The sequence below is a fragment of the Sphingomonas naasensis genome (assembly GCF_004792695.1).
In the GTDB taxonomy this organism is placed as follows: Bacteria; Pseudomonadota; Alphaproteobacteria; order Sphingomonadales; family Sphingomonadaceae; genus Sphingomonas; species Sphingomonas naasensis.
Genome location: NZ_SRXU01000001.1, coordinates 676,702 through 698,986, shown reverse-complemented (window position 1 = coordinate 698,986; position 22,285 = coordinate 676,702). Strand labels below are relative to the sequence as shown.

At 68.0% G+C, this 22,285-nt stretch carries 24 protein-coding genes; 10 read left to right on the top strand and 14 right to left on the bottom strand.

The window, feature by feature from the left end:
• Nucleotides 1-26: 26 nt before the first annotated feature.
• Nucleotides 27-854 (top strand): alpha/beta hydrolase, encoded by an 828-nt coding sequence (locus E5A74_RS03380; RefSeq protein ID WP_135982820.1) that lies wholly within the window; start codon nucleotides 27-29, stop codon nucleotides 852-854.
• A 792-nt stretch (nucleotides 855-1,646) separates the two neighbouring features.
• Here E5A74_RS03380 and purQ read toward each other — a convergent pair.
• From purQ to E5A74_RS20780, 8 genes are all read right to left on the bottom strand, one after another.
• Nucleotides 1,647-2,312, bottom strand: coding sequence for a phosphoribosylformylglycinamidine synthase subunit PurQ (gene purQ / locus E5A74_RS03375; RefSeq protein WP_135982818.1), 666 nt, complete (start codon nucleotides 2,310-2,312; stop codon nucleotides 1,647-1,649).
• Complete coding sequence (gene purS, locus E5A74_RS03370; RefSeq protein ID WP_135982816.1) at nucleotides 2,309-2,539, bottom strand: phosphoribosylformylglycinamidine synthase subunit PurS; 231 nt, start codon at nucleotides 2,537-2,539, stop codon at nucleotides 2,309-2,311. The genes purQ and purS overlap by 4 nt, the downstream gene beginning before the upstream one ends.
• Before the next feature lie 69 nt (nucleotides 2,540-2,608).
• On the bottom strand, nucleotides 2,609-3,955 hold the full coding sequence (locus tag E5A74_RS03365; RefSeq protein WP_135982814.1) for a surface lipoprotein assembly modifier: 1,347 nt from the start codon (nucleotides 3,953-3,955) through the stop codon (nucleotides 2,609-2,611).
• Nucleotides 3,956-3,972: 17 nt separating this feature from the next.
• Nucleotides 3,973-5,187: a HupA family protein gene (locus E5A74_RS03360; RefSeq protein WP_135982812.1), complete on the bottom strand. Its 1,215-nt coding sequence runs from the start codon at nucleotides 5,185-5,187 to the stop codon at nucleotides 3,973-3,975.
• A 110-nt stretch (nucleotides 5,188-5,297) separates the two neighbouring features.
• Complete coding sequence (purC, locus tag E5A74_RS03355; RefSeq protein WP_135982810.1) at nucleotides 5,298-6,077, bottom strand: phosphoribosylaminoimidazolesuccinocarboxamide synthase; 780 nt, start codon at nucleotides 6,075-6,077, stop codon at nucleotides 5,298-5,300.
• A gap of 109 nt (nucleotides 6,078-6,186) precedes the next feature.
• On the bottom strand, nucleotides 6,187-7,200 hold the full coding sequence (locus tag E5A74_RS03350; RefSeq protein ID WP_166745583.1) for a DUF4349 domain-containing protein: 1,014 nt from the start codon (nucleotides 7,198-7,200) through the stop codon (nucleotides 6,187-6,189).
• A gap of 148 nt (nucleotides 7,201-7,348) precedes the next feature.
• On the bottom strand, nucleotides 7,349-8,239 hold the full coding sequence (locus tag E5A74_RS03345) for a DUF4349 domain-containing protein (protein ID WP_135982805.1): 891 nt from the start codon (nucleotides 8,237-8,239) through the stop codon (nucleotides 7,349-7,351).
• 126 nt (nucleotides 8,240-8,365) lie between these two features.
• Complete coding sequence (locus E5A74_RS20780) at nucleotides 8,366-8,515, bottom strand: hypothetical protein (RefSeq protein WP_166745582.1); 150 nt, start codon at nucleotides 8,513-8,515, stop codon at nucleotides 8,366-8,368.
• Nucleotides 8,516-8,619: 104 nt separating this feature from the next.
• Here E5A74_RS20780 and gcvA point away from each other — a divergent pair, with 104 nt between their 5' ends.
• Entirely contained in the window at nucleotides 8,620-9,543 is a 924-nt protein-coding gene (gcvA, locus tag E5A74_RS03340; protein WP_135982803.1) for a transcriptional regulator GcvA, read from the top strand.
• Between the two features lie 66 nt (nucleotides 9,544-9,609).
• Here gcvA and E5A74_RS03335 read toward each other — a convergent pair whose 3' ends face one another.
• Nucleotides 9,610-10,212 carry a porin family protein gene (locus E5A74_RS03335; protein WP_135982801.1) on the bottom strand — a complete coding sequence of 201 codons (603 nt, stop codon included), beginning with the start codon at nucleotides 10,210-10,212 and terminating at the stop codon, nucleotides 9,610-9,612.
• A 336-nt stretch (nucleotides 10,213-10,548) separates the two neighbouring features.
• Here E5A74_RS03335 and parC point away from each other — a divergent pair, with 336 nt between their 5' ends.
• Complete coding sequence (parC, locus tag E5A74_RS03330; RefSeq protein WP_135982799.1) at nucleotides 10,549-12,789, top strand: DNA topoisomerase IV subunit A; 2,241 nt, start codon at nucleotides 10,549-10,551, stop codon at nucleotides 12,787-12,789.
• Between the two features lie 329 nt (nucleotides 12,790-13,118).
• Nucleotides 13,119-14,735: a putative bifunctional diguanylate cyclase/phosphodiesterase gene (locus E5A74_RS03325; RefSeq protein ID WP_135983188.1), complete on the top strand. Its 1,617-nt coding sequence runs from the start codon at nucleotides 13,119-13,121 to the stop codon at nucleotides 14,733-14,735.
• On the opposite strand, the gene E5A74_RS03320 is transcribed toward E5A74_RS03325, so the two are convergent.
• Genes E5A74_RS03320 through E5A74_RS03305 form a run of 4 tightly spaced genes read right to left on the bottom strand, consistent with a single transcriptional unit; the run spans nucleotide 14,705 to nucleotide 17,614 of the window.
• Entirely contained in the window at nucleotides 14,705-15,913 is a 1,209-nt protein-coding gene (locus tag E5A74_RS03320; protein WP_240699616.1) for a CCA tRNA nucleotidyltransferase, read from the bottom strand. The genes E5A74_RS03325 and E5A74_RS03320 overlap by 31 nt on opposite strands.
• The gene (locus tag E5A74_RS03315; protein WP_135982797.1) at nucleotides 15,901-16,497 is read right to left on the bottom strand and encodes a CoA pyrophosphatase; all 597 of its coding nucleotides are present in this window, start codon (nucleotides 16,495-16,497) and stop codon (nucleotides 15,901-15,903) included. Before E5A74_RS03315 ends, E5A74_RS03320 begins: the two co-directional genes overlap by 13 nt.
• Nucleotides 16,494-17,060 carry a DUF1285 domain-containing protein gene (locus E5A74_RS03310; RefSeq protein ID WP_135982794.1) on the bottom strand — a complete coding sequence of 189 codons (567 nt, stop codon included), beginning with the start codon at nucleotides 17,058-17,060 and terminating at the stop codon, nucleotides 16,494-16,496. Before E5A74_RS03310 ends, E5A74_RS03315 begins: the two co-directional genes overlap by 4 nt.
• Before the next feature lie 32 nt (nucleotides 17,061-17,092).
• Nucleotides 17,093-17,614, bottom strand: coding sequence for a GNAT family N-acetyltransferase (locus tag E5A74_RS03305; RefSeq protein ID WP_135983187.1), 522 nt, complete (start codon nucleotides 17,612-17,614; stop codon nucleotides 17,093-17,095).
• A gap of 154 nt (nucleotides 17,615-17,768) precedes the next feature.
• Here E5A74_RS03305 and E5A74_RS03300 point away from each other — a divergent pair, with 154 nt between their 5' ends.
• Complete coding sequence (locus tag E5A74_RS03300) at nucleotides 17,769-18,140, top strand: dihydroneopterin aldolase (protein WP_135982792.1); 372 nt, start codon at nucleotides 17,769-17,771, stop codon at nucleotides 18,138-18,140.
• Nucleotides 18,141-18,153: 13 nt separating this feature from the next.
• On the opposite strand, the gene E5A74_RS03295 is transcribed toward E5A74_RS03300, so the two are convergent.
• The gene (locus E5A74_RS03295) at nucleotides 18,154-18,711 is read right to left on the bottom strand and encodes a hypothetical protein (protein ID WP_338111778.1); all 558 of its coding nucleotides are present in this window, start codon (nucleotides 18,709-18,711) and stop codon (nucleotides 18,154-18,156) included.
• Nucleotides 18,712-19,209: 498 nt separating this feature from the next.
• On the opposite strand from E5A74_RS03295, the gene E5A74_RS03290 reads away from it, so the two are divergent.
• The 5 genes from E5A74_RS03290 (at nucleotide 19,210) to E5A74_RS03270 (ending at nucleotide 22,274) form a co-directional block, all read left to right on the top strand.
• Complete coding sequence (locus E5A74_RS03290) at nucleotides 19,210-19,878, top strand: energy transducer TonB (RefSeq protein ID WP_135982790.1); 669 nt, start codon at nucleotides 19,210-19,212, stop codon at nucleotides 19,876-19,878.
• Between the two features lie 61 nt (nucleotides 19,879-19,939).
• Nucleotides 19,940-20,725, top strand: coding sequence for a MotA/TolQ/ExbB proton channel family protein (locus E5A74_RS03285; RefSeq protein ID WP_135982788.1), 786 nt, complete (start codon nucleotides 19,940-19,942; stop codon nucleotides 20,723-20,725).
• A gap of 87 nt (nucleotides 20,726-20,812) precedes the next feature.
• Nucleotides 20,813-21,292 carry an ExbD/TolR family protein gene (locus E5A74_RS03280; RefSeq protein ID WP_135982786.1) on the top strand — a complete coding sequence of 160 codons (480 nt, stop codon included), beginning with the start codon at nucleotides 20,813-20,815 and terminating at the stop codon, nucleotides 21,290-21,292.
• Nucleotides 21,293-21,318: 26 nt separating this feature from the next.
• Nucleotides 21,319-21,744 (top strand): ExbD/TolR family protein, encoded by a 426-nt coding sequence (locus E5A74_RS03275; protein WP_135982784.1) that lies wholly within the window; start codon nucleotides 21,319-21,321, stop codon nucleotides 21,742-21,744.
• A gap of 176 nt (nucleotides 21,745-21,920) precedes the next feature.
• Nucleotides 21,921-22,274, top strand: coding sequence for a tetratricopeptide repeat protein (locus E5A74_RS03270; protein ID WP_135982782.1), 354 nt, complete (start codon nucleotides 21,921-21,923; stop codon nucleotides 22,272-22,274).
• Nucleotides 22,275-22,285: the final 11 nt, after the last annotated feature.

Sequence of the window (22,285 nt, the reverse complement as noted above, 5' to 3'; positions counted from 1 at the left end):
CGGGAAACGCTGAGAGGGAGCAGGGCATGGCCGCCGAGGAAGCGACGTTCACGAGCACGGGTGACGCGAGCATCTTCTATCGCACCTGGCAGCCCGACGGCGCCCCCCGCGCGGTGGTGGTGATCTGCCACGGCGTCAATTCGCATGGCGGCCAGTATCTCTGGGCCGCCGACCAGCTCGTTGCGGCGGGCTATGCGGTCCTCGCGCTCGACCTGCGCGGCCGCGGCCGCTCGACCGGCGAGCGCTTCTATGTCGAGACCGTCGCCGATTATGTCGCCGATGTCGCGGGCACGATCGCGATCGCGAAGCAGCGTTTCCCGGGGCAGAAGGTGTTTCTGCTCGGGCACAGCGCGGGCGGGGTGACCTCGGCGAGCTACGTCCTCGATCATCAGAGCGAGATCGACGGGTTCATCTGCGAGAGCTTCGCCTTCCAGGTCCCCGCGCCGGGTTTCGCGCTGGCCGCGATCAAGGGGCTGAGCCACATCGCGCCGCGGCTCGGCGTGCTCAAATTGCACAACGAGGATTTCTCGCGCGATCCCGATTGGGTGGCGACGCTCAACGCCGATCCGTACATCAAGGACGAGACCCAGCCCGCCGCGACCGTCGCCGCGCTGGTCCGTGCCGACGAACGGCTGCGCGAGGAATTCCCGACGGTGACGCTGCCGGTGCTGATCATGCACGGCACCGCCGACAAGGCGACGGTCTGCAAAGGCAGCGAGTTCTTCTACGAGACCGCCGGATCGAGCGACAAGACGCTCAAGCTCTACAAGGACCATTATCACGACCTGCTCGCCGATATCGGCAAGGAGGAAGTGATGGCGGACATCAAGGCCTGGCTGGAGGCACGGCTGTAGGGCTGGCGCGACGACATTCCCGTCATCCCGGCCTTGTGCCGGGATCCGCCGCGAGGCAGGCGACGCGCTCTCGCCTCCCGCTTTTCCGGCTCGGCACGGTGGACCCCGGCACAAGGCCGGGGTGACGGTGAGTAGGAAGGCCGCGCAGCCATTTTGTAGGAATCCGCCGGTCTAGAGTCGCAAGAGTCGCGGTAGAACGACTCTCGCGTTGCGCGAGTAGGAAACAATCTTGCGCGGCGCTGTAGGAAAATCGACGATGTCAAAGAGCGCGGTCGGCGCGCGCCGGACCGGCGGCCACGGCAGCAGGCGAAATCCTACATTGCAAGGGACGAGCGAACGGCGGCTATGGGTGGGAAGCGGACGGACGGCTCTTAGGGCCGACGCGGCGATAGCTGCCGATATGCGCCTGGTCAGAATGGGTGGCCGCTCCCGCCTCACTTGCCCACTATCTACTTTCCTCTACACCACAGTTCATGAACCTGTTGCGATGGCTGCTCATGGCTTGTGGCGCGCTTTTCATATTGGGGGCGCTGGGCTTTCTCTTGTTTCTGCCTGACAGTATTCGCGAATACGCGCACGAGCCCGAGGATGCCTGGCTTCAAGGTGGATGGGCGCTTGTTTTGGGTATACTTGCCGCGTTGTGCTTATGGAGCGCTCGGAAGCTTCGTTCAACGCAACGGGTCTAACGCCCCCAGGCTGAACGCACGTCCGCTTTTGAGCAGCGTAGCGGCGACGCTGAAGACCGACTGCGGGGCGCAAGCTGCCGTTCGTGTCGGCGGATGGCAGCCGCCCTCAGGCGACCGCTTCGAGCAGGCCCTCGAACAGGCGGCGGCCGTCGAGGCCGCCATGCGCGGCTTCGATGCGGCGCTCGGGGTGGGGCATCATGCCGAGCACATTGCCGCTCGCGTTGAGCAGCCCGGCGATGTTGCGCGCCGAGCCGTTGACGTCCTCGGCATAGCGGAAGGCGACGCGGCCTTCGCCCTCGATCCGATCGAGCGTCTCGGCATCGGCGAAGTAATTGCCGTCATGATGTGCGACGGGGACAGTGATCGTCTCGCCCGACTGATAGCCGCTGGTGAAGATCGACTGGCTGTTATCGATGGTCAGCGCGACGTCGCGGCAGACGAAGTTGAGCCCCGAATTGCGCATCAGCGCGCCGGGAAGCAGACCGGTCTCGGTGAGGACCTGGAAGCCGTTGCAGATGCCGATCACCGGCACGCCGCGTTCGGCCGCCGCGACCACCGCGCGGACCACCGGCGAGCGCGCCGCGATCGCGCCGCAGCGCAGATAATCGCCATAGGAGAAGCCGCCGGGCAGGGCGATCAGCCCGACGCCGTCGGGGAGATCGCTCTCGCCGTGCCAGACCATCGCCGGCGCGGTGCCGGTCACGTCCTCGAGCGCCACCGCGATGTCGCGGTCGCAATTGGAGCCGGGGAAGACGATGACCGCGGTCTTCATGGGCGTTCGACCCGATAATTCTCGATCACCGTGTTGGCGAGCAGCTTGCGGCACATCTCGTCGATGGCGGCGTCGCTGGTGCCGTCGGCCACGTCGAGCTCGAAGATCTTGCCGGCGCGGACGTCGTCGACGCCTTCGAAACCAAGGCCGCCGAGCGCGTGCTGGATGGCCTTGCCCTGGGGGTCGAGGACGCCGTTCTTGAGGGTCACGATGATGCGGAGCTTCATGGCCGCGCCTATGGCCCGGCCGGACGAGTCCCGCAATCAGAAATAACGGCCGCGCGCTCGCGCCCGCGATCAGAAATAGCGGGCGAGCGCCGCGCGGAAGCGCACCCGATCGGTGCTGTAGAAGGGAATGTTCGAGCTGGTGCGCGCATAGGTGACGCTGAGCTCGGGCGAGAAGCCGAACACGCGGATCTTGCGATTGCCGAGCGTCGCGCGCGTGCTCCAGCGCCAGTCGCGGCGCGGATCGTTCGAGAAGAACGGCACCGCCGCGTCATAGACCGCGCGCGAGCCGGTGCCGCTGAGGCTGAAGTTGATCCCGTGCGGCAGCTCGCCGCCGACCGCGAGGCTCAGCCCGGCTTCCTTGCTCGAATATGCCGGTGCGTCCAGCCAGTCGCGCCGGCCGAACAGGCCGACCGAACCGACGAGGCTGCGCGACAGCGCATGCTCCCAATTGGCGTAGAGCCCGGTCTGCCAGCCGTCATAGCCATGGTTGAACAGCGCCACGGTGCGGCGCGCGTCGAGCTGGAGGCCGATCCGGTCGCGGGCGCCCAGTGTTGCCTGCGCGCCGGCCTTGACGCCGCCCTGGCGCGTGGCGAGATGCCCGCCATACCAACGCTGCGCCCCGACGGCCTCGATCGAGACGCTGACCGCCTGCGACAGGCGAAACTCGGGGCCGGCGGCGAACTGAACGAGATAATCGTCATAGTCGACGCCGGCATAGTTGCTGCCGGTGCCGTCGAAATCGACGAGCATCGAGAGATTCTGGCTGACCGGAAGCCGGACGCCGGCCGAGACGGTGGCGGTGAGCCCGGTGCCCGAACGCGCCCTCGCGTTGTCTTCGAGCGTCAGCGGCAGCGAATAGCCGCCGAGATTGACCGTCACCTGATCGACGCCGGTGGCGTTGTTGATGTTGCTGTCGGGGGCGATGCCGAAATCGACGTCGAGCCGCCATGCCCGCTTCTGGCGGATCACCGCGCGCACGCCGCGAATCGCCTTGGCGAGCTCGGGCGGCAATTCGCGATCCTGCCCGGCGAGGCGGAACTGCTTGTCGGCGCTTTGCGGCTTGCCCATCGCCATCATCGCCTTGCCGAGCTCGAGGCGGACGCGGGTCTGATTGGGATCGTCGGCGAGGATCGCCTTGTACTGATCGGCGGCGGCGTGGAAATCACCGCTCTCCGCGGCGATCAGGCCGGTGAGGAAACGCGTCTGGAGCGTGTAGCCGGGGGCGAGCTTGAGCGCCGCGATCAGCGGCCGCGCCTCGTCGAAGCGCCGCAGCGCGACCAGCCGCTCGGCGCTGGCGAGCAGCTGCGCCGGGGTGAGGCGCAGCTGGCAATCGCCGCCCTCGCATGGCGAGCTCTGGGCATGGGCCACCGACCCCGCTCCGAGGAGGAGCAGGGCGGCGATCAGCGACGCGCGCATATGGGCTCCGGTTGGGCTTAGGGCTTGGTGCCGGTGAACGCGCCGAGAATGTCGACGCGCTGATCGGGGATGCCGCCGACGATGCGGATGTTGCCGCCGACATCGACTGCGTTCGGGCCGAAGAAGCCGCCGTCGATCGAGCTGGCGCCCGCAGTGGGGCCGCCGGCCGAGACGCTGGCGAAGTCGACGCCGACGAAGCTGGCGCCGCTGCCGAAGCCGACATTCTGCTGGCCACCGGTGTTCTGGGTGAAGACGCCGGTGAAGCCGCCCTTGCCGGTGAGATTGACCTGCGCGGTGCCGCGCGCGGTGAAGCTCGTGCCCGCGGCGATCGGCGAGGGGACGGTCGCGCCCTGGACATAGGCCGGGCCGACGGTACCGGTGAGGGTGAGATCGACCTGGCCGGTGCCGAACTTGACCGCAACGCTGCTGTCGCCGCTGATCCACTGCATGGTCGAACGGCCGCCGCCGGTGGGATCGGCGACCATCGAGGCGAGGAAATCGCCGCGATAGGTGCCTTCGCCCGAGGTCGGGACCTGATTGAACGGCGTCTTCTGGCCGAAGACGAAGGCGCCGCGCTCGCCCTTGAAGTTGGTGGCGGTCACCGTCGGGTCGGTCGCCGGGTTGGCGGGCGGCGTGGTGGTCTGGCTCTCCTCGACGCGCGAGAAGCCGGCGAGCGACACGAAGGTCGACGCCTTGCTGCCATCGGCGCGGGTGGCGCCGGGGCGCTGATAGAAGAACACCGGCTGGGCGTTGCCTTCGAGCACCTGGAGATAGTTGAAGGTCGCGAGGTTCGGGATCTGATAGCTGGCGAACTGCCCGCCCGAGAACTGGGTGCGGTGCGCCGGATCCTGATAGTTGTAGGTCCGGGTCACATTGGCGGCGTTGTCGGTGAAGCGGACGGTGAAGATGCCGTCGCGCGGATTGTAGCTGATCGAGCCGTTGGGCGCGTTTACCGTCGCGGCGTTGCCGGCATAGAGCGAGGCGACGCGGGTGGTCGGCGTGCCGCCGCCTGCCGGGGTCGATACCGTCGTCGTCGTGTCGAGCGTCTGGAAGGATCCGACGACGTCGAACGTCGTGGTGCTGGTGACGTCGAGGAAATTTGCCGGCGTCGGCGTCGGCGTGCTGCCACCGGGAGGTGCAATACCGCCTACGGTCTGCGGCCCCGTATCGCCGCCGCACGCCGCGAGCGTGAAGGCGCCGGAGAGCGCGAGAAAGCTACCAAACGAACGCATGCGTAATCCCCCTGACCGGAATTCGTCGGAAGGATTAGGCGCGCCATGGTTAAGAAGCTGTTTAACGTGGCGGCGAAATCGCGAAGATTCCGCCGCCGGGAAACGTGCGGTTACTTGCCGCGGCGCTTGCGGTGGCTCTCGAGATCCAGCACCGCCGAATCGGCGCCTTCGGGGAACAGCCCGAGCCGGCGCGCGACTTCCTGATAGGCCTCGACCTCGCCGCCGAGATCGCGGCGGAAACGGTCCTTGTCGAGCTTCTCGTTGGTCGCGATGTCCCACAGGCGGCAGCCATCGGGGCTGATCTCGTCGGCGAGGATGATCCGGGCATAGTCATTGTCCCAGATCCGGCCGAACTCGAGCTTGAAGTCGACGAGGCGGATGCCGATTCCGGCGAACAGCCCCGAGAGGAAGTCGTTCACCCGAATCGCCATGTCGGCCATGTCGTGCAGCTCTTCCTGCGCGGCCCAGCCGAAGGCGAGGATATGCTCGTCGGTGACCATCGGATCGCCGAGCGCATCGTCCTTGAAATAATATTCGATGATCGTGCGCGGCAGCGGGGTGCCTTCCTCGATGCCGAGGCGCTTGGCGAGGCTGCCGGCGACGACGTTGCGCACCACCACCTCGATCGGGACGATCTCGACCTGGCGGATCAGCTGCTCGCGCATGTTGAGCCGGCGGATGAAGTGGGTGGGGATGCCGATCCCGGCGAGCAGGGTGAAGACATGCTCGGAAATCCGGTTGTTGAGCACGCCCTTGCCGCTGATCGTGCCCTTTTTCTGCGCGTTGAACGCAGTCGCGTCGTCCTTGAAATACTGGATCAGCGTGCCCGGCTCGGGACCCTCGTAAAGGATCTTTGCCTTGCCTTCGTAGATCTGCCGGCGGCGTGCCATCGTGGCTCTTACCCCTGAAAAGCGTCGCCCCGGCGGTGCGGAAACACCGCATGGCAGCCGGGGCTCTGGAAGAGCACGCGCCTATACTGGATGCGGTGTTGCGGTGCAATCACGCTTCGGCGGCGGGATAATATCTGCGCTTGTACCAGCGCCGCAGGGGCAGGGCGATGGCCAGACCGATCGCTGCCCAGGGCGCGAGCAGGATGAGCAGGATCAGCAGGGTGCGGCCCAAGGCGAACACCGCGCCGAGCGACGTGACGAACGCGTCGGCGAGCCGGTTCGACTGCGGGCGCGGCGAAGGCTCGACCGCGACCGCGGGGACATAGTTGATCCGGAACTGCGACAGCGCGACGCGAGTGCGCAATTGGCCGAGCCAGCCCTTGGCCTGATCGAGCTCCTCCTGCGCGGCGGCGACGCTGCGTTCGGCCTCGACCAGCTCGGAGACGCGGCCCTGGCGGCTGCGCAGCATCTCGGTGAGGCGGGCGACGAGGATCTCGCGCTGGCGGATGCGCGCCTCGGTATCGACCATGTCCTTCGAGACGTCCTCGGCGGTGATGCTGGTGTCGACCGGGCGTCCGCCGGCATCGGCGATCGCCTGGGTGAGATCGCCGCGGAAGCGCTGCGCGATGCCGCTCGCCACGCGGAGCTGGAGCGCGGCGTCCTTATAACCTTCGTCCGAGCTGCCGTTGCGCATCGACACCAGCTGGCAGCGAGTCGGCCCGAGCTTCTGGCAGAGCGTGAGATGCGCCTGCTGCGCTTCGGCGATGCGCGGGCCGGGGAGGCGATAGGCGAGCTGATAGGCATAAGCGAGCTGGGGGACGCTGACCGCGATCGGGTCGGTCGCGGCGGCGCCGTCGGCCGGCTCGCGCAATTGGGGCGCTTCGCTGCCGGCCGGCGCGCTGACCGCCATCGCTTCGGGGGGCGCCGCCACCGATGTCGGCGGGGACACCATCTCCGACGGCGGGGGTGGGGGGCTCGCCGCCTCCATCTCGCGGAGCGCGGCCGGCGACTGCTGCGCGGGCTGGCTGCCGGTATGGGCGGACTGGATCAGCAAAAGGCAGGTCGCGAGCACCACCAGCGCGGCGCAACCGCCCGACGCGATCATGATGAGCCGTTTGGGCATCCCATCCTCCTGTTGTTGTGATGATACAACATCACATTTCCAAAGGCGGTGCAATCGAGGATTTGGGGGCCTGATCGGTGCGGAAACGGGACAGTTCTCGGGCGTGAGGCCCCGCTCCGCGTCGTGGCTGCGGAGCGGGGCGCACTGGTCAGCCGGCTTCGGCGGGAAGGCGTCGCTTGCGCAGGCCGCGCAGCACGAGCACCGGCAGCGCGAGCAGGGCCAGCCAGGGCAGCACATAGATCAGCAGCGAGAGCAGCAGGTTGAGCCCGATCAGGAAGACCGCGCCCGAGCCCTGCGCGGCCTCGCCGAGCCGGACGCCGAGCCCCTGCGCCGAGGCCGCGGGGGCGATCGCGCCGTAATGGATGTCGAACTCGGACATCGCGACGCGGCCCCGGAGCTCGCCGAGCCAGCCGCGCGCCTGATCGAGCTCCTCCTGCGCCTCGGTGACGCTGCGCTCGGCGGCGACCAGCTCGGACGGCTTGCCGCTGCGGGTGCGCAGCGCCTCGGTGAGGCGGGCGACGAGCAATTCGCGCTGGCGGATCCGCGCCTCGGTGTCGACGATCTGCTTCGACACCTCGTCGGTGGCGATCCGGGCATTTTCGGTGCGGCCGCCGGCTTCAGTGACGCCGTGATCGAGCAGGATCTGGAAGCGCCGCGCCTCGGCGGTGGCGACGCGCAGCTTGAGCATCGCGCGGTTGGTCTCCGCATCGCCGATGCCGCGCTCGAGCCCGATCAGCTGGCAGCGCGCCGGCCCCATCTCCTCGCAGAGATCGCGGTGCGCGTCCTGCGTCGCGGCGATCCTGTCGCCGGGGACGAGATAGGAGAGCGCATAGCTGTAGGTGAGCTTCGGGAGCGAGATCGGCAGCTTCGTCGCATTGTCGGGGTTGGCCGGATTGCCCGACGCGGCATCGGCCGGGGCGGCCATTTCGGCGGTGGTCGGCGTGCCGCCGGCATCGCCGGCCTGTCCGGACGGATCGCCGGTCTGGGAGGAGCAGGCGGCAAGCAAGGCCGCGATCGCGAGAGGGGAAATAAGGCGCATGGGCGTATCTCCTGCAACGAGGATGATATGCCATCACATGACTGGATTTGCGTCAAGCCACAATTTCGCCACATTTAGGGCGAAACTGTGGCAAGGGGCGCGGGGACGTGGGATCGATCCCCCGGCTCACGGGCGCATATGGCGCCAGGGAGCCTCGTATTCGATCTTGTTGAGTAGCGTGAACGTGTCGGCCAGCTTTTTGAAAAGGCTGGAGATTCCATTGCTGAGCTGCTCGTGGTTGTCCGCCCAGGCGGTGCTTTCATAATCGCGGTCCATGACAAGTTCTCCTGTGCCTATGGCTCGCCTTATTTGGGCCCGAACGCGTGGCCACGCCAACAAATCGTTGGACCAAGGTAACAAGCCTGCCTTATGGATAGGGCATGCGCCGCCTGCCGCCCCTGTCCGCCGTCCGGGTGTTCGAAGCCGCGGCGCGGCACGGCAATTTCACCCGCGCCGCCGAGGAGCTGGGGATGACCCAGGCGGCGGTGAGCTATCAGATCAAACTGCTCGAGGAGCGGCTCGGCGCGCCTTTGTTCCGCCGCGACAAGCGCAAGGTGGTGCTGACCGAGGCGGGCGCGCGCGCCGCGCCGCAGATCACCCGCGCGTTCGACGCGATCGACTCGGCCTTCGCCAATGTCCGCGCCGAGGATGAGGGGTTGCTGGTCATCTCGACCTCGAACACCTTCGCCAATGCGTGGCTGGCATGGCGGCTGGGCAGCTTCCAGATGGCGCATCCCGAGATGGCGGTGCGGCTCGAGACCAGCGACGCGCTGGTCAATCTCGAGGGCGGCGAAGTCGATTGCGCGATCCGCGCCGGCCGGGGCGACTGGCCGGGGCTCGCGCCCGATCTGCTGCTGCCGATCGACTTCACCCCGATGGTCAGCCCGGCCTTTCTCGATCGCCACGGGCCGCTCCAACCCGCCGACCTGCTCCGCCTGCCGCTGATCAGCCCGCACGACCCCTGGTGGACGGTGTGGCTGCGCGAGGCAGGAGTCGACGTGCCCGACGGGCCGCTGCGGCCCGGCGTCCGGCTCGATTCGCAGGCGCATGAGGGCCACGCCGCGATCGCTGCGCAGGGCGTGGCGATGCTGACGCCGTTCTTCTGGCGCAACGACCTTGCCGAGGGCCGGCTGGTCCGCCCGTTCGAGCAGATCTCGACGCGCGGCTATGCCTATTGGTTCGTCGCGCCGGTAGGACGGCGCAACCAGCCCAAGATCAAGCGCTTCCGCGAATGGCTGCTCGCCGAAATCGGACGCGAGCGTCCCGTGCCGGTGCTCGAGAGCTATTCGGCACGGCAGGCCTGACCCGGCTCTGGCGGGTTCCGCCCGAGCGAGGCAGGATCCTCGCACGGGCGGTGTAGTTCGCGATGGTCAGAAGCGGATGCCGAGACCCGCCAACAGCTGGTGACGGCCGGCGTCGCCCGCAGTGTAGCGATATTCGGCTTTGGCGTAGAGCGATTTGCCGAGGCGGTGCTCGACGCCGATCCCAAGGCGGAGGTTGTCGTCGTTACCCTCCGAACTGAAGCTATAGTCCTCCCCGACGATTTCCGAGCGGTAGGCGGTGTCGACCCAGCCCGCCTTGACGAAAGCGAGCGTTTTCGGACCGATTTTGGTGCCGAGACGAACCGAGATGTCGGCATCATGCGCCCCGGTCACATGAAAGGTCGTCGGATCGTTGGTGGCGAACGGTCCGACCGTCACGCCGCCGGTAACCGTCCAGCCGATGCCGGCTTCGATACCAACGAGGAAATTGTTGCCGAGCGGTGCGTCATAGCCGATCGCGCCGCCGACGCGCAGGCCGCCGAGTTCCTCGCCATAGAGCGCGTCGTCGCCGGTGCGGTCGTAGCCGATATTCGCTTCGGCGCGGAAGCCGGCGAAATCCTTGCTCGCCGGCGCGGGGGTTTCCTGAGCGGAAGCGGCATGGGTGCCCAGCATCGTCAGCGAAGCGAGGACGCACGAAATCAATTTACGCATAGTTTACTTTCACTTGTGGGATTCCCCTGGTGCGGCGGGCGTAGGAAAGCCGTTCCGAAAGCCGCGCCGCTATGCGACCAGAGCCGCCCTGCGCGCGTCGGGGCCGGCGGGGTTCCGGGCGATCGGTATCGGGCGGCAGGCAGCCACGCCCGTCACCCGGCTTTGTTGCCGACGCGCCCCGGTCGGGATCGGCGGCCGAAGCGGCGGAGGTCAGCCGGCGCGGCGGAATGGACCCCGGCACTTCGGCCGGGGTGACGGATGGAGAATTGCCCGCACCCCGCGGAATGCAACCCTTGGCTTTGCGCGCCGCCCCGGGGCTGCTAGTCCGGACCGACGATGAGCCTCGACACCGAAATCCTCGAACCCGGCGGCCCCACTGACGTTCCTTTCGATAGCGCGCTTTCCGAGCGCTATCTCGTCTATGCGCTGTCGACGATCACCGCGCGCTCGTTGCCCGATGTCCGCGACGGGCTGAAGCCGGTCCATCGCCGGCTGCTCTGGGCGATGCGGCTGCTGCGGCTCGACCCGGCATCGGGCTACAAGAAGTGCGCGCGCGTCGTCGGCGACGTGATCGGCAAATATCACCCGCATGGCGACCAGTCGGTCTATGACGCGATGGTCCGCCTCGCCCAGACCTTTGCGCTGCGCTATCCGCTCGTCGACGGGCAGGGCAATTTCGGCAATATCGACGGCGATAACGCCGCGGCCTATCGCTATACCGAGGCGCGGCTGACCCAGGTCGCGATCGACCTGATGGCCGGGCTCGACGAGAATGCCGTCGATTTCCGCGCGACCTATAATGGCGAGGAAGAGGAGCCCGAGCTCTTCCCCGGGCTGTTCCCCAACCTGCTCGCCAACGGCGCCGCCGGCATCGCGGTGGGCATGGCGACCTCGATCCCGCCGCACAACGCCGCCGAGCTGATGAACGCCGCGGTGGCGCTGATCGACAATCCGCAGACGAACGTGCTCGATTATGTCAGCGGGCCCGATTTTCCGACCGGCGGGCTGGTGGTCGACAGCCCTGCCGCGATCGCCGAGAGCTATGCCACCGGGCGCGGCAGCTTCCGGGTGCGCGCGAAGATCGAGAAGGTGACCGAGAAGGGGGGCGGCTGGCACCTTATCGTCTCCGAGATCCCCTACGGCGTCCAGAAGGGCAAGCTGATCGAGGGGATCGCCGAGCTCATCAACGAGAAGAAGCTGCCGATCCTCGGCGACGTGCGCGACGAATCGGCGGAGGACATCCGCGTCGTGCTCGAGCCGCGCAGCCGCACCGTCGACGCCGAGACGCTGATGGAGAGCCTCTACCGACTCTCCGACCTCGAAGTGCGCGTGCCGCTCAACCTCAACGTGCTCGACAAGCACCGCACCCCGCGGGTGATGAGCCTCGGCGAGGCGATCGCGGCGTGGGTCGAGCACCAGTTCGTCGTGCTGCGCCGCCGCTCGCAGCACCGGCTGGACAAGATCGCCGACCGGCTCGAGCTGGTCGGCGGCTATATCATCGCCTTCCTCAACCTCGACCGGGTGATCCACATCATCCGCACCGAGGACGAGCCCAAGCCGGTGATGATGGCCGAGTTCCAGCTGACCGATCGCCAGGCCGAGGCGATCCTCAACATGCGGCTGCGCAGCCTGCGCCGGCTCGAGGAGATGGAGCTCAGGCGCGAGCAGGAGGCGCTGCTCAAGGAGCAGGCCGAGCTCGAGACGTTGCTGTCATCCGATGCGCGCCAGCGCACCCGGATGAAGCGCGATCTCGGCAAGATGATCGAGCGCTACGGGCTCGACACGCCGCTGGGCGCGCGGCGCACGACGATCCGCGAGGCGGGGCCGACGCGCGAGATCCCGCTCGAGGCGATGATCGAGCGCGAGCCGATCACGGTGATCCTCTCCCAGCGCGGCTGGATCCGGGCGATGAAGGGGCATGTCGAGCTGGCATCGGCCGAGACGCTGAAGTTCAAGGAAGGCGACGGCCCGCTCTTCGCCTTCCATGCCCAGACCACCGACAAGCTGCTGCTCGCCGCCGACAATGGGCGGTTCTACACGCTGGGGGGCGACAAGCTGCCCGGCGGGCGCGGCTTCGGCGAGCCGGTGCGGCTGATGGTCGACCTCGACGGCGAGCGCCAGATCATCGCGCTGCTGCCGGCGAGCGCCTCGCCCAAGCTGCTTGTGGCGGCGACCGACGGGCGCGGCTTCGTCGTCAACGCCGCCGACGTGATCGCCGAGACGCGCAAGGGCAAGCAGGTGGTGACGCCGCGCGCCGGCGCGCAGCTCAAGCTCGTCCGCCCGATCGCGGCGCAGGACGACGCGGTCGCGGCGATCGGCGACAATCGCAAGATGCTGGTCTTCCCGCTGAGCGAAGTCGCCGAGCTGGCGCGCGGGCAGGGGGTGCAGCTCCAGCGCTATCGCGACGGCGGGCTTGCCGACGCGCGGACCTTCCGGATGGAGGACGGGCTGAGCTGGGCGATGGGCGGCGAGACCGGGCGGACGCGGACCGAGAGCGACCTCTCGCCATGGCGCGCCACGCGCGGCGCCGCCGGCCGGATGGCCCCCAACGGCTTCCCGCGCGACAATCGGTTCTAGCGGGGTCTCGGCTTCTTCTTTCCTCCCCCGCAAGGGGCAGGTGGCGCCGACGGCGACGGAGGGGGAGGACTCACTGCGTTCAGTGATTCCGCCCCCTCCGTCACGCTGCGCGTGCCACCTCCCCCTGGCGGGGGAGGATAGATAGAAGGTTGGTTCTGACGACGGATCCCGCGCCGGATTTCTGCTCGCTTCAGCCGGTCTTAACCAATTACCGCTAGCCCCGGCGAGCAATGGCGTTCGGCAAGCTCAGGTCCGTCTCGACCGCGCCGGCGGAGTCCGCTCCGCAGGCAGCGGAGGCGTGCATCCTCGGCCCGTCCGAAACCGGGCTGATGCTCGACCTGTTGCCGGTGCCCGCGGTGGCGGTGACGCTCGAGGGCGGCAAGTTCCATTTCCGGGCGCTCAACCGCCCGTTCCGCCTCGCCGGACTGGGCACGATCGCGGCCGAATCGCCGCTGATCCGCCTGCTCGGCACCCAGCTGCGCCGCTTCCTCGAATCGGACGAGACGCAGCGCGAGATCGCGTGGCAGTTCGGCGAGGAAGTCGATTGCCGCTATTTCCGCGTGCTGTTCGCGCGGCGCGCCGCGCATGTCGGGCAAGATCGCTGCCTCGTGACCCTGGTCGACCAGACCAGCGAGCTGCGCACCGAGCACAGCCTGCGCCGCGAGATGGCGACCGACAGCCTGACCGGCCTGCCCAATCGCCCCGGATTCAGCGACGAGCTGGAAAATTCGATCAATCCCGACAATGCCGAGAGCTTCGCGGTGCTGGTGGTCAATCTCGACCGCTTCAGCCGGGTCAACGCCTGCATGGGCGGGCTGGCCGGCGACGAGTTGCTGATTTCGGTCGCGCGCCGGCTCAAGGGCGCGCTGCGCGGCCGCGACATCCTCGCGCGGATGGGCGGCGACGAGTTCGGGGTGCTGCTGACGCTCGACGACGGCCCCGGCGACGCGCTGCACGTCGCGCGGCGCATCCAGGCCGCGCTGGCGACGCCGTTCCGGCTCTCCGACTTCGAGATCCGCGTCGATTGCTCGATCGGCATCGCGCTCGGCGCCGACAATCGCGGCGAGCCCGAGGATCTGATCCGCCACGCCCAGTTCGCGGTGAAGCGCGCCAAGACCAGCGGCCGGATCGAAGTCTATCACACCCGCGCCTTCGACATCGCGCGCGAGCAGTTCAGCATCGAGACCGAACTGCGCCGCGCGATCGAGAATGGCGACATGACGCTCGCCTTCCAGCCGATCTGCAACCTCGCCACCGGCAAGATCACTTCGTTCGAGGCGCTGGCGCGCTGGACCAACGAGCGCGGCATCGCGCTGTCGCCCAATGAATTCATTCCGGTGGCCGAGGAATCGGGGCTGATCATCCCGCTCGGTCGCTGGGCAATGGAAGAGGCCGCGCGCACGCTCGCTTCGTGGGACGTCGCGGCGGGGGGCGATTGCGGTGTCAAGGTCGCAGTCAATCTGTCGGCGATCCAGCTGCAGCGCGATCATATCCCCGAAATGGTGCAGGCGGCGCTCGAACAGGCGGGCATCGCCGGTTCGCGGCTCACGCTCGAACTCACCGAGAGCGCGATCGTCAGCGATCCCGACCGGATCAGCCGGACGATGATGGCGCTCAAGGATCTCGGCACCACGCTGGCGATGGACGATTTCGGCACCGGCTATTCGAACCTCGCCTATCTGCAGAAGCTGCCGATCGACTTGCTCAAGATCGACCGCAGCTTCGTCTCGGGGATGCTCGCCGACCGCGACAAGATCGCGATCGTCCGCGCGGTGCTCAGCCTCGCCCAGGCGCTGGGGATGCAGACCACCGCCGAGGGCATCGAGACCAACGAGCTGGCCCAGACGCTCGCCGCGCTCGGCTGCACCTTCGGGCAGGGCTATCTGTTCGCGCGGCCGATCCCGCAGGCCGAAGCCTATGCCTTGCTGGCGGCGCGCAACGCCTGAGCGACGATTTCGTCGGCGAGCGCGTTGACCCGGGCCGCGTCCGGGAAGCCTTCGGCGATCCAGCGATCCTCCACCGCACGTAGCGCCCGCGCGACATCGGGGCCCTTGGCGAGCCCGCGCGCGACGAGGGCACCGCCCGAGAGCGGCAGGCGAGGGGGCTGCCAGCCGGCGATTTCGATGACCTCCGCGATCGGACGCTCGGATAGCAGCAGCTGATCGACGGCGCTGTCGACGCCCAGCCGATAGGCGAGCGGCATCGCCGCGCCCTCGGGTGCCGCGGCGGCGGTCACCAGCCGCTTGCGCTCGGCATTGGAGAGCTTGAGCCGGGCGCCGAGCTGATCGGCGAGGCCGGCGTCGCGCGGCAGCAGCGCCGAGAGGCGGCGAATCGGATGCGGCGCGATCCCCGCCTCGGCCTCGCGCGCGGCGAGATGCGCGAGCAGATCGGGCGCGACGATCTCGGGCAGCACCGGCAGCAGGATGCCGCGATCGAGCATCAGCGCGACCACGCGCACCGCGTCGCGCGCGACCAGCAGCTTGAGCAGCTCGTCGCGGATGCGCTCGCGCGACAGCGCCATCAGGTCCTTCGCGCGCGCGGTGCAGGCATCGAGCCCGGCGGGATCGGCCCGATCGCCGAAGCGGGCGAGGAAGCGGAAGAAGCGCAGGATGCGCAGATGATCCTCGGCGATGCGCTGAACCGGATCGCCGATGAAGCGGACATGGCGCGCCTCGAGATCGGCGACGCCGCCGAAATAGTCGAAGATCGCGCCGGTCAGCGGATCGGCGTAGAGCGCGTTCATCGTGAAGTCGCGGCGCGCGGCGTCCGCGCGCCAGTCGTCGGTGAAGGCGACGGTGGCGCGGCGGCCGTCGGTCGAGACGTCGCGGCGCAGCGTGGTGATCTCGATCGGCCCGCTGGCCAGCACCGCGGTGATCGTGCCGTGCTCGATCCCGGTGGGCACCGCGCGAATCCCGGCCTGTCGCAGCAAATCCATCACTGCCTCGGGCGCGTGGCGCGTGGCGATGTCGACATCGGCCTCGGTGACCTCGTTGCCGAGCAGCGCGTCGCGCACCGCGCCACCCACAAAGCGCGTCATCCCCTGCGCGACGCCGAGCGCTTCGCACAGCTCGGCGAGGCCGATGCGCTTGCGGAAGGGGGCATCAGGTAGAATCAGGCCGTCCAACGTAGTCTCCGGGAAAGATTGACGAGCATCGCCGCGGTGGCGCCCCAGATGCGGCGCTCGCCCCACACTATCTCGTAATAGCGGCGCTCGCGGCCCTGGTAGAGCGCGGTCGCCTCGACGTGGTTGGCGCTGTCGAGCAGGAAGGCGAGCGGGACCTCGAACACCGCCGCGACCTCGGCCTCGGCGGGGACCAGCGCGAGATCGGGCGGGACCACGCCGACCACGGGGGTCACCTCATAGCCGGTGACGGTGCGGTAGCGATCGGCGGTGCCGATCACCTCGACCGCCGAGGCGGGGAGGGCGATCTCCTCCTCGGCCTCGCGCAGCGCCGCGCCGATCGGGCCGTCGTCCTCAGGGTCGATGCGGCCGCCGGGAAAGGCGACCTGGCCGGGGTGGCGGCGCAGCGTCTCGGTGCGCTGGGTGAGGATGACTCCGGGCGCGGCGCGATCGGTGACCGCGATCAGCACCGCGGCGGGATTGCCGGCGATCGCGGGATCGAATTCGAAATGGTCGCCGGCGAGCAGCACCGGCCCGTCGGCATGCGCGGCGTCGAGCGCGACGCGGAGCCGTTCGGCGAGCGTCATGGCTGCGGCTCCAGCGCGAAGAAGGCGCCATTGCTCCACACTCCCGGCGGTCCGCTGCCATTCGCGAGCGCGATCTGGGCGAGCTCGTAATAGACCGGGCGCGCGATCAGCGCCTCGAGCCCGCCGCGGACATGGAGATAGGGGCGCGGGCCATCGCCGCGTTGCGCGAACCGTAGCGGGTGATCGGGGCCGGCAGTGACGAGGTCGCCGGTGTTGAGGCGGAAGGCGAGCCGCATCGCGTCGCCTTCGCCCTCGGCCTTCATCTCGACGGCGACGAAGGGCGCGTCCTCGACTGCGATGTCGAGCTTCTCGACCGGAGTGACGAGGACGAAGCCGCCGTCGGGCTCGCGGCGCAGGATCGTCGCGAACAGCCGCACCATCGCCGCGCGGCCGATCGGCGAACCCTGATGATACCAGGTGCCGTCGCGGGCGATGCGCATCTCGCTGTCGCCGCAATGCGCCGGGTTCCAGCTCTCGACCGGCGGCAGCCGGTTCGCCTCGGCGAGGCGCGCGATCTCGGCGAGCGACAGGCTGGCGAGATCGGGAGGCGGCGGCGCGGGCATCACCGACTCGTTAGGCGAGCGCGCGCGCCCCCTCAAGCTGCCTGACGGACGCGCGGCCCGAGCATCCCCGCGCAATCGGGCACCGAATCGCCGCGCGCGAGCAGCCGGCGCGGCTCGAACGGGCCGGGAAGGCGCCAGCGCCCGGTGCGTTCGGGCGTGAAGCCGAAGAAGCGGGCATAATATTCGGGGTCGCCGATCAGCATCAGCGCATCGCAGCCCGGCGCGCCGCAATCGGGCACCGCCTCGAGCATGCGTTCCATCAGCGCGCGGCCGATGCCGCCCTGCTGGCGCTCGGGCGCGACGGCGACCGGGCCGACCATCACCATCGGCACCTCGGCACCGTCGTCGCAGGCGAGCGCGACCGGCCAGCACTGGATCGTGCCGAGCAGCGCGCCGGCATCGTCGACCGCGGCGAAGCTGAGCTCGGGGACGGGCAGGGTGCCGGCGCGGACGCGATAGGCGGTGCGCGTGCGTCGCTCCGGGCCGAAGGCGCGGTCGAGCAGCGCCTCCACGGCCTCGGGTTCGACGGCAGACAGCGGCACCAATGCGATCACCTGTTCCATATCCTCGCGAAATGCCCGGCAGCATGCCGGGGCGCGCGCTTTAGCGCCGATCCGCCCTGACGCAAGGATTAACCGGGGCACGGGGCCCACTTCCCCCTGCCTCGGCTTCTGCTAAGGGGGCGCGGTTTCCACGAAAGGCCGTTAATTGCGCGATCTGCTCCAGCTCCAGGTGCACGACCTCGAAGTCGAGGTGCTGACCGGGATCTATTCCGAAGAGACTCATCTGCCGCAGCCGCTGCGAATCTCGGTGACCTGCGACATCGACATGCCCGAGCGTTTCGCGCCGGATACGCCGCTGAGCGCCTCGAAGAGCTATATCGACCTCAAGCACGCGGCGACCACCGGTCTGCCCAGGGACGTGCATTTCACGCTGATCGAGGCCGTGGCCGAGCATGTCTGCGAGACGCTGTTCGTCTCCGACAAGCGCGTCCAGCGCGTCGAGGTGCGAATCGTCAAGCTGGCGATCGCCGAGCAGGGCGAATCGATCGGCATCACCATGGTGCGTCACCGGCGCTAGGCGCCGGGCGCGCTCAGCGGCAGGGCCCGAGCGCGGCGAGCACCATCGCATAATCCTCGCGCGCGACCGCGGCATTGGCCGAATCGCCCGATTCGAGGCTCTCCGCCGGCAACTGGCGCGGCAACCCGCAGGCGAGGCGATACCAGAGCAGGGTGTTCGGCCTGGGCGGGCCCGCCGATTCGTCGACAATGTCTCCCAATGAGACAGACCAGCGCGGCTGCTCGCCCGGGCGGCGCAGGATCTGGAGCGACACCGGCGCGCCGTTCTTCGTCTGAAGAAACACCTGCGTCTCGCCTTCGCCGGGCAGCGAGCCGGGGACGTGAAAGGCATTGCCGACCCCCGTGATCGCCGGCGGGGCATCCGCCGCGATCGTCTCGCGGACGATCCCGCGGACCAGCGAATCGAGCTCTGCCGACCACGCGCGCTGGCCGTCGAGCGTGGCGAGCTGGACCTGATCGGGGCGCCCGGCGACCGGGCGTGCAAAGAGCAGGACGCGCTGCTTCTTGAGCTTGGGCTCGCGCCCGCGATCGGTGAGCGGCAGATCGGCGACATACCCGATTCTCGGAGCCACCGCGGCGCCGCGAATCACCCCGGTGACATCGGCCTCGATGTAGAATCGACCCCGCCCCGGAGCGACATTCGCTGCCTCGGCGCCTTTAATTCTCACCGCGCTGCGAATGCGCGCATCGACGATCAGGGGTGCCCCAAGGACCAACCCTGCAACAGTGGCGTAGCTGGGTAATACAGTGGGCGCAGAAGCTTGGTTTTGCGTGGGTTGCGGGGCGGACTGGGCAGGCGCAATTAACGATATCGCGCAACAAAAAGCCATCATAGGAACGCGGATCATGCTGTCGCGTTACCGGATCGCGTCGTTCTTATACAGAAATAATTCGGTCACGGAGCGGCGGTAGGCGCGGTTTGTCCGACAAAGCGTTTGCGTACCCCGAGTGCCCACGATAGAGACTCGCGCTCTGCCGCACCGACGCACCCAAGCGAAGGGCGGCCGAACTTGTGCGCGAGACATCCATGCGCTCAGGGTCGCACAGGATTAGAGGAGTGACGTTGCCGAATGGCTTACGCTGACCGGAATGTAAGTGGCAGCCGGTTCGTTGCGATCGTAATCGTCGCAATTATCGTGGCTGGCTTGGGTTATGCCTTCGTCACGGGCTTGGCATACCAATATATCAAAAAGAAGGCGGAAGAGCTGAAGACTTTCGAGGTCGAAGAGCCGCCGCCCCCGCCCGAGGAGGTGCCGCCGCCGCCACCGCCGCCGGACAGCCCCGTGCCGCCGCCGCCGACCCAGGTCGTGACGCCGCCGGCTCAGGTCGTGGTCCAGCAGCCGTCGCCGCCGATCGCCACCACCCCGATCATCCCGCCCCCGCCGCCGATCACGCCGCCGGCACCGCCTGCGCCGCCCGCGCCGCCTGCGCCGCCTGCGATCAGCAAGGCCGCAGCCGCCAAGGGCAACCCCGCTTCGTGGGTCACCCAGGACGACTATCCGCCTGCCGCGCTCCGCGCCGAGCAGGAGGGTTCCGTCGGCATCACGTTCAACGTGAACGCGCAGGGCCGCATCGAGAACTGCTCGGTCACGTCGTCGTCCGGCGCTTCGGTGCTCGACGAAGCGACTTGCCGGCTCGTCACCCGCCGCGGGCGATATTCGCCGGCGCTGGATGCGGGCGGCAATCCGATCCCGGGCGGGCGCAAGTCGCTCCGCTTCCGGTGGCAGATTGAAAAGTAACGCGATCAAGGTGGCCGAAAAGGCCAAGCTCACAGCAATTCTTGTAAGGGAATAACCGACAATGCTCACCACCATTCTCGCCGCGGCGGCGCCCAACGGCGAAAACCCGTACGGCCTTCAGCAGGCGCTCAAGGAAGGCGGCCTCATCTCGCAGACGGTGTTCGCCATCCTCGTGCTGATGCTCTTCGTCTCGCTCTACATCCTGTTCACCAAGCTGTTCGAGCAGCAGAAGATCATCAACCAGGCGAAGCGCGTGCGCGCCGGCTTCTGGGCTTCGAACAGCCTGCGCGAAGGCGCGGCGAAGCTCGAGAAGAACTCGGCCTATCGCCAGATCGTCGACGACGGCATCCAGGCGCAGGAGCAGTACAAGCAGCTGACCGATCCGGTCGAGGCGCATGACTGGCTGCACGGTTCGCTCGCGCGTTCGGAAGCCACGATCAACTCGTCGCTCGCCGGCGGCCTCGCGTTCCTCGCGACCACCGGTGCGACCGCGCCGTTCATCGGTCTGTTCGGTACCGTCATCGGCATCTACCGCGCGCTGATCAAGATCGGTGCGGCGGGCCAGGCCTCGATCGACAAGGTCGCCGGCCCGGTCGGTGAAGCACTGATCATGACCGCGCTCGGTCTCGTCGTCGCGGTTCCGGCCGTGCTCGCGTACAACTTCCTGCAGCGCCGCAACAAGGCGATCGCGGAGAATCTGAACGCGTTCTCGAACGACGTGCTCGGCTATCTGGCTTCGGACGGCCGCGTCCGCCCGGAGACCAAGAAGGTCGCCGCCGCGGCTGCCAAGCCGGCCGGCACCACCACGACCGCCGGCCAGGCCGGTGGCGTGCAGACCCGCGCATAAGCTGAAAGCATCGGGCCGCGCGTCTCGACGTGCGGCCCTTCGCCGCGGGCGTACCCGCGGCGGGATAGAAGGATAGGATAACGCCCAATGGCGATGAGCGTAGGCAGCGGCGGCGACGAAGCACCGATGTCGGACATCAACACCACGCCCCTCGTGGACGTGATGCTGGTGCTTCTGATCATCTTCCTGATCGCCGTCCCCGTGGTGATCCAGACGATCAAGCTGGAGCTGCCCAAGGTGCAGTTCGAGCCGACCACGACCAAGCCCGAGAACGTCGCGCTCTCGGTGACCGGCGCTGGCGGCCAGTGCCAGGTCTACTGGGGCATGACCCCGGTCGGCCATCAGGAACTGCTCGACAAGGGCGTGGCCAAGCTGAAGCAGGAAATCGAACGTCAGGGTGGCCCCAACGCCGCCGGACTCGAGCTTCCCGAGGTGCACATTCGCGGCGACTCGAACACCCCGTATCGCTGCATCGGCGGTGCGATCTACACCATGCAGATGGCCGGGTTCGTGAAGGTGGGCTTCATTTCGGAACCCCCCGCGGGCGCCGCAACCACCCGCTTGTGACGCGCACCGTTTAAGGAGTTACATCAATGGCAATGAGCGGTGGCCGCGACGACGGCGAACCGATGATGGAAATGAACACGACGCCGTTGATCGACGTCATGCTCGTGCTCCTCATCATGTTCATCATCACCATCCCGATCCAGACGCACGCGGTGAAGGTCGATCTTCCGCAGAACAGCAATCAGTCCGCGCCTCCGGTAGAGCCGCAGAAGAACAAGCTGTACATCGACGCGAACGGCAATGTGTTCTGGAACAGCGTCCAGATCGACGACGTCACGCTGCGTCAGTATCTCGACGCGTCGCTGGCGCAGGATCCGGAACCCGAGCTGCACTTCCAGCCCGACCCGCAGGCGCGGTACGACGTGGTCGACCGGGTGCTCGCGATCGTGAAGCGCGCGAACGTCACGAAGCTCGGCTTCGTCGGCAACGAGCAGTATCGCAACGACTTCTGATCCGCCGCGCGCACGCGCAGCCTTCAGCAACTCTGGAAAGGCGGTCCTTCGGGGCCGCCTTTTTCTTTGCGCACTTGCAATCAACGCACTTGAGGACATGCAACAAAACTGTCACATAGGAGTCATCAAGATGTCACGGAAGTTTCACCGTGATGCAATGAATCCTGGAGGGTGCCATGCGTTTTGCTCTTGTTATCCTCGCCGCCGCGCCTCTCGTCGCGGCACTTCCGGCTCAGGCGCAGGACAGCGCCGTCGCCAGCACCCAGATCGTCCAGGGCGATTACAGCGCCGCTGAAGCGAAGCTGCTCAGCGAGCTGCGGATCACCCCGGATCGTCCCGAGCTGCTGATCAACCTCGCCGCGGTCTATGCCAAGACCGGCCGCGCCAGCGAGGCGCGCAGCCTCTACACCAAGGTGCTGAGCAGCGACGACGTGCTGATGGATCTGAGCGCCGAGCGGACCGCGGGTTCGCACGCGATCGCCCAGCGCGGCCTGCGCCGGCTCGACACGGTGCAGTTCAGCGCGCGCTGACCCCGATTGCG

Bases quoted from the DNA above. Each gene is read 5' to 3' on its own strand.
- E5A74_RS20780 (WP_166745582.1), bottom strand. From the start codon at position 8,515: ATGGACCGCGATTATGAAAGCACCGCCTGGGCGGACAACCACGAGCAG.
- E5A74_RS03280 (WP_135982786.1), top strand. From the start codon at position 20,813: ATGGCGATGAGCGTAGGCAGCGGCGGCGACGAAGCACCGATGTCGGAC.
- E5A74_RS03350 (WP_166745583.1), bottom strand. From the start codon at position 7,200: ATGCCCAAACGGCTCATCATGATCGCGTCGGGCGGTTGCGCCGCGCTG.
- E5A74_RS03335 (WP_135982801.1), bottom strand. From the start codon at position 10,212: ATGCGTAAATTGATTTCGTGCGTCCTCGCTTCGCTGACGATGCTGGGC.
- E5A74_RS03360 (WP_135982812.1), bottom strand. From the start codon at position 5,187: ATGCGTTCGTTTGGTAGCTTTCTCGCGCTCTCCGGCGCCTTCACGCTC.
- E5A74_RS03380 (WP_135982820.1), top strand. From the start codon at position 27: ATGGCCGCCGAGGAAGCGACGTTCACGAGCACGGGTGACGCGAGCATC.
- E5A74_RS03290 (WP_135982790.1), top strand. From the start codon at position 19,210: ATGGCTTACGCTGACCGGAATGTAAGTGGCAGCCGGTTCGTTGCGATC.
- E5A74_RS03285 (WP_135982788.1), top strand. From the start codon at position 19,940: ATGCTCACCACCATTCTCGCCGCGGCGGCGCCCAACGGCGAAAACCCG.
- E5A74_RS03315 (WP_135982797.1), bottom strand. From the start codon at position 16,497: ATGACGCTCGCCGAACGGCTCCGCGTCGCGCTCGACGCCGCGCATGCC.
- purC (WP_135982810.1), bottom strand. From the start codon at position 6,077: ATGGCACGCCGCCGGCAGATCTACGAAGGCAAGGCAAAGATCCTTTAC.
- gcvA (WP_135982803.1), top strand. From the start codon at position 8,620: ATGCGCCGCCTGCCGCCCCTGTCCGCCGTCCGGGTGTTCGAAGCCGCG.
- E5A74_RS03270 (WP_135982782.1), top strand. From the start codon at position 21,921: ATGCGTTTTGCTCTTGTTATCCTCGCCGCCGCGCCTCTCGTCGCGGCA.
- E5A74_RS03325 (WP_135983188.1), top strand. From the start codon at position 13,119: ATGCTCGACCTGTTGCCGGTGCCCGCGGTGGCGGTGACGCTCGAGGGC.
- purQ (WP_135982818.1), bottom strand. From the start codon at position 2,312: ATGAAGACCGCGGTCATCGTCTTCCCCGGCTCCAATTGCGACCGCGAC.
- purS (WP_135982816.1), bottom strand. From the start codon at position 2,539: ATGAAGCTCCGCATCATCGTGACCCTCAAGAACGGCGTCCTCGACCCC.
- parC (WP_135982799.1), top strand. From the start codon at position 10,549: ATGAGCCTCGACACCGAAATCCTCGAACCCGGCGGCCCCACTGACGTT.
- E5A74_RS03345 (WP_135982805.1), bottom strand. From the start codon at position 8,239: ATGCGCCTTATTTCCCCTCTCGCGATCGCGGCCTTGCTTGCCGCCTGC.
- E5A74_RS03310 (WP_135982794.1), bottom strand. From the start codon at position 17,060: ATGCCCGCGCCGCCGCCTCCCGATCTCGCCAGCCTGTCGCTCGCCGAG.
- E5A74_RS03275 (WP_135982784.1), top strand. From the start codon at position 21,319: ATGGCAATGAGCGGTGGCCGCGACGACGGCGAACCGATGATGGAAATG.
- E5A74_RS03365 (WP_135982814.1), bottom strand. From the start codon at position 3,955: ATGCGCGCGTCGCTGATCGCCGCCCTGCTCCTCCTCGGAGCGGGGTCG.